This window comes from Maribacter sp., from assembly GCF_049667165.1.
GTDB lineage: Bacteria > Bacteroidota > Bacteroidia > Flavobacteriales > Flavobacteriaceae > Maribacter_A.
In genome coordinates this window covers 1-4,904 of sequence record NZ_JBATHS010000325.1, presented here as the reverse complement: position 1 = coordinate 4,904, position 4,904 = coordinate 1, and the positions used below count along the sequence as shown (strand labels likewise).

At 42.3% G+C, this 4,904-nt stretch carries 3 protein-coding genes; all 3 read right to left on the bottom strand.

Going from position 1 to position 4,904, the window contains the following annotated elements; genetic code table 11:
* The coding region (locus WBM98_RS15040; protein WP_424366846.1) for a glycoside hydrolase family 2 protein at positions 1 to 2,163 on the bottom strand (2,163 nt) is incomplete at its 3' end.
* A gap of 30 nt (positions 2,164 to 2,193) precedes the next feature.
* Positions 2,194 to 4,335, bottom strand: a complete 2,142-nt coding sequence (locus WBM98_RS15035) for a beta-agarase (RefSeq protein WP_424366845.1) — start codon at positions 4,333 to 4,335, stop codon at positions 2,194 to 2,196.
* 17 nt (positions 4,336 to 4,352) lie between these two features.
* The coding region (locus tag WBM98_RS15030) for an MFS transporter (protein WP_424366844.1) at positions 4,353 to 4,904 on the bottom strand (552 nt) is incomplete at its 5' end.

The window sequence follows — 4,904 nt, the reverse complement described above, 5'->3', positions numbered from 1 at the left end:
AATATCGAATTGCTCTTCCTTAATCATGGTTTTTTCAGTATCCAAAAATCTTATAGTGACTCTACAATCCGTATAAGACTTGTAGAAATCATTGACCACCCATAATTCCCCTTTAAATTCCTCACCAGGCAACCACCTTCGGTCATAATGCTTCATGGTCACCAATACAGGTTGATATGCTTTTCTGACGTAGTCAAAGGACAACTTCTTCTCCTGATAATAATCCACGATCCCCCATTTCATATCGGGCGCGAAGGTGATATAATGACAGATACAAATCGCGCTTGTTTTCGGTTTTCTAGTCCTAAAATGCTCCAAGGCATACTTAAATATTGTACCCTGGGTTATTTGTGTGGCCTCGACAAATTTCTCCAATCCATCCCGACTTTGGTCACCAAGTACCTCAAAATTCAAGGTTCTCAAGGCGTCGAAATCGGCCCAATGATGTCCCCAACTTGGTCCTGGTGGCCAGATCTCATCCGCTGGAATGAACTTTTTAATACTCTCTACATTGGGACAGGAAGAAATAGCCAGCTCAGGGATTACCGCATAATCCAAGCTTGGAAAATAATCTTCCATGACAAATTCACCTTCCCCATAGAACAAATCGTTGGCATGGAAACTTTCATTGGGTTTAAAGCCTAATTTAAGACCCACTTCATCGCTTAAAGGGGAAGAGGGAATAAAATGCAACGGTGTGTATGGTTTAATGGCCTTACCCAATTCGTTTACGAACTGTAAATTATATTCTGGATCTGAGGCGGTCATAAACAATTCCTCTGAACCTTCCAACAACACCAAACAAGGATGATTGCGCTGCTCCTTCACAGAGGCTATGGCTTCAGCAAAAACGGCATCCTTGAATTCTTGGTCCTTTGGTAAGGATAAACTCGCCAAAGGCAAGACATCTTGCCAAACTGTAATTCCGGCTTCATTACACAATTGATAGAACAATGGTATTTCCTCTGGATGCCAACCGAATATCCTTAGGTTATTGAAGTTCGCTTCTTTAGCCAAGCGAATCAATTCTTTATACTTGCTTGGATGTGCCCTTCCCATAAAGATGTCCGGAGGTCCTCCCCAAGTCCCGGAACGCATAAAATGGCGTTTACCGTTGATCATGACGGTCCAGGGATTTTCAACTTGCTCTTTGGTAAATCCTGGATTATGAACCATTTGTACTTCACGGATACCGAACGCAGTCGTTGTTGTATCCCATAAACTTCCTTTGGTATCAGAAACCGTCAGCTTTGCCTCATATAAATTCTGGTCCCCGAGATCCCACGGCCACCATAGTCTTGTATCATCAACATCAAGATTGATGCTTAAAGCGTTGTTTCCCTTTTTCAGGGCGACTTCTTGTTCCAATTGATACGTCTTAGAACTAAAGTTTTTTCCGGTTACTTCAATCTTCACTTTTGCTTTCCTTTCCGCTTCAAAGTGATTTTGGAGTTCTAAAGCTACCTCTAATTTGGCCTTGTTATCAGATAACAAGCTTGGTTTAACATAGGTATCCTCAATGGTTACCTCGCCCATGGCCTCTAAATAAACAGGTTTCCAGATACCAGTAGGTGGTAAGCTTACCCAATAGTCGCCATGCCAAGCAGGTTTTCGACCCGCGACCTGACTATACCGTCTAGGCGCAGGATGTAAACGAACCATCAAAACATTGGTGCCAAAACGCAGACGTTCAAAACGAATGGTTTTTGACACGTTGAATTTGAACTTAGAGAACATCCCTTCATGAGTGCCCAAAAACTTGCCGTTTAGCCAGACATCGCAACCGAAATCGACCCCATCGAATACGAGCTGAATGCGCTTGCCATTCATCTCCTTAGGTACATCGAACTGTCGTTTATACCACCATTCATTTTCTGGAACCCATTTTGCCTTAAGGCTATTTCGCCCAAAGTGGGGGTCATCTAACCTACCTGCCCTCCAAAGATCGGTGTACACATCTCCCGGTACCTTGGCGTATATCCAATTAAAGGAATCCCCCGTGATATCGAAATTGAGTTCATGGAATCCAACTTTAACACCTTCTCCAGGGCGTATGCCTTCCATTTGCCAGTTATTGCCACAAAGATCAAGAACTATTTTTTCATTTGAGGATTCTTCCGCACTGTTCAAATAATCCCGTTCTTCCGCACTTATGTTTTTCATGTTTACCTTTACTTTATAATTTCCCTCGAATCAGTTATTTGCCGAATTATTGATTCTGTACTCATACATGGAGTACGTGGTTTCCTTGACTTTGTCTATTAGTTCCTCATAAGGATTGTCACATATATCAACGAACCCGACATTATAGTTTTCACCATCGAAACGACCTGTATTGGGCTCGTCCAAGTATTGGAACCAATGTGCACCAACAATATTCGGATGTCTTAAAGCACCATGTATATAGTCCTGGTACATTTGTCCCCTTTCTGCTTGGTCTTTTGCCTTTTTAATACCCACATGGAAACTACCACGATCTAAGGCCCCAAAATGGAATTCCCCGATCATAACAGGTTTGTCCATACCTTCTGGCAATGTGAAATTCTCGACACTATACTCGTATTTATTGAAACTCATTATATCTAAATATTTGCTCGCCGCATGTAAGACTACCTCATTATTGGCCCAAGCGAAACGGCAGCCTAAGTAGTTTTGTTTGGGGGCGACTTTTTTAAGTTCCTCATTGATGACCTTGAAATAGGTATCCGCTATTTTTTCATAAAATGCAACAAGGTCGGGACCTGCTTTTTTCGCATCCGGGGTTGATGTGGATTGCAACAGCGCTTCCCAAGAGTCATAATCACTCTCCCAAACTATATTGAGATGACCTATTTGCAGGTATTTGGTTTTAAGGTCGTTGACAAACTCAATTTTTGATGGTTGCGTAGCGGGGCTTTTGAGCGTACCCAAGGATAAGGATCCCAATTGCCCCCAGGACAATTCATTATCCACAAAATAACCGATACACCATGGGTCATTTGCCCCTTCTTTTTGGGTGGCTATCGAATTGCGTACGGCAATCCTGAAATTTGGATCAAAAACATCATGAAATTTGCCCCAGAAACCTTCAGAGCCTTCAATCTTGGGCGTGCCATTGATCCAAATAGAACCAACATAGGGTGTTTTGTGTTGGCGGGTAGCCCCAAAATCCGAAACGAAACCAATCGTGTTCATACCCCAATCCTTGATTCGTAAATGCGCTGTTTCCCTAAATTTATCCAACCAGGCATCGCCGTATTTCCTAAATAGGTTACTCTGATAGAAATTATAGGTTTTAAAAGGCAGCTTGTCTTTATAGAAACCATGGCTGGCATGGGTGCCTTCAGCATAAAATTGACCAAGTGGAGAATCCTGTCCGGGTAAAAATTTAAAGTAGTTTTCCCTTTGTGAAGTGCCCGTAAAAACCGCATCGGATGCCACACAATTCAATCCGGCCGTCCAAAACAAATAGCCCTCGGGGTCTACAATCCACCATTTTCCATCCCGTTTTTCCGTTCTAAAGAATCCTGTTGCCTCTAATTCTGGCCCTGCGGTCCATCCGCCATATGCACCACGTTCCTTAGGACCGGTAGCCTCTGCTAAATAATCCAATTCAATTTTGGCCTGTTCTTTTAACTCCTCCTCGGAATGCATTTTATTCTTCCAGTCGCCATGCATATACTGGCCAAACTCGTCAACAAAGGGGAAGAATCCTTCTGGATTTCGAACTTCATATTCCCCAACCGCCCTTACATTATCGACAGTGAAATTGTTGGGCTGGGTAGCGTATCGCGAGCAGAAGGTAAGTTCAGTTACCTTCGTTAAATCCGCTTTGATTTTTCCTGGAACCCCGCGCAATCCGTTTACTTCGATTTGCGGTTTGAAAATCCAGGGCGTCCATGCCAAATCCACGGTTATGGTTTTACGTTCACCTGGCACCAGATCTACATAATCGGAACAATACCATCTTAATAATCCGTCGGGATCGTTACCAACAAAAAGTTCTACTTGGATATCCTCATCGCCCACATTGCTGACATCGGCCTTTACTTGGTAATAGCTTGATAAGTCCCATGGTTTATCTTGGGGGCTTAACAGTTTTACACCTGTTTCCCTTATCGTAAATCCATTATTGACCTGAAGGAATTTGTTGTTGTTATCTTCCTTCAATTCAAAAGTCGCATCCTGTGGCGTAATAAATTCCGTAGGCATGCCCTCTTCAAAATCGAACAATACCAATTCATGTACCTTTTCATGTTTCCCTTCATTCTTACAACCACCAAGTAGTATAAATACTATGGCCAAATATACCAGTCTTTCTATCTTATACGATCTTTTAAAATTGAACAGCTCCATATCCTTACCTAATTATTTTAATTCTTCTTAACCAATAATTCTTCCAGTTGTTCCAGGGACTTCCCTTTTGTTTCAGGAACCTTGAACCATATCAAAACAAAACCGATGACCGCAAAGCATCCGAAAAGCAAAAAGGTCATTGCATTTCCCAACTGTGAAAGCTCCCAAGGGAACAACAATTGAACAAAAAAGGCGACTCCAAGATTTATAAGGCCTACAAACGAAATGGCGATACCCCTGATTTTTGTCGGGAATAGCTCTGAGAACAAAACCCACATTACCGGTCCTATTGACATCGCGTAGGCCCCAACAAATCCTATGATGCCAATAAGGATCAGAAGTGTATTCATTTTTGCAGAAGCCGTTACCAGGGTGGACTCATGAATACCTGCACTTTCTTCTCCTAAGGCAACCTTTAATGCTGCCTTGAATTCAAGGTCGTTTTCAAAAACCTTATCCTGAAGTTGTACTAGTTGTTCTTTATTAATTTCTTTAGGCAGATTGGCAAGGGCATCTTCATCAAGGGTATATGTAGCGTTGTTAAAGCCATAACTTAGCACGAACAAACA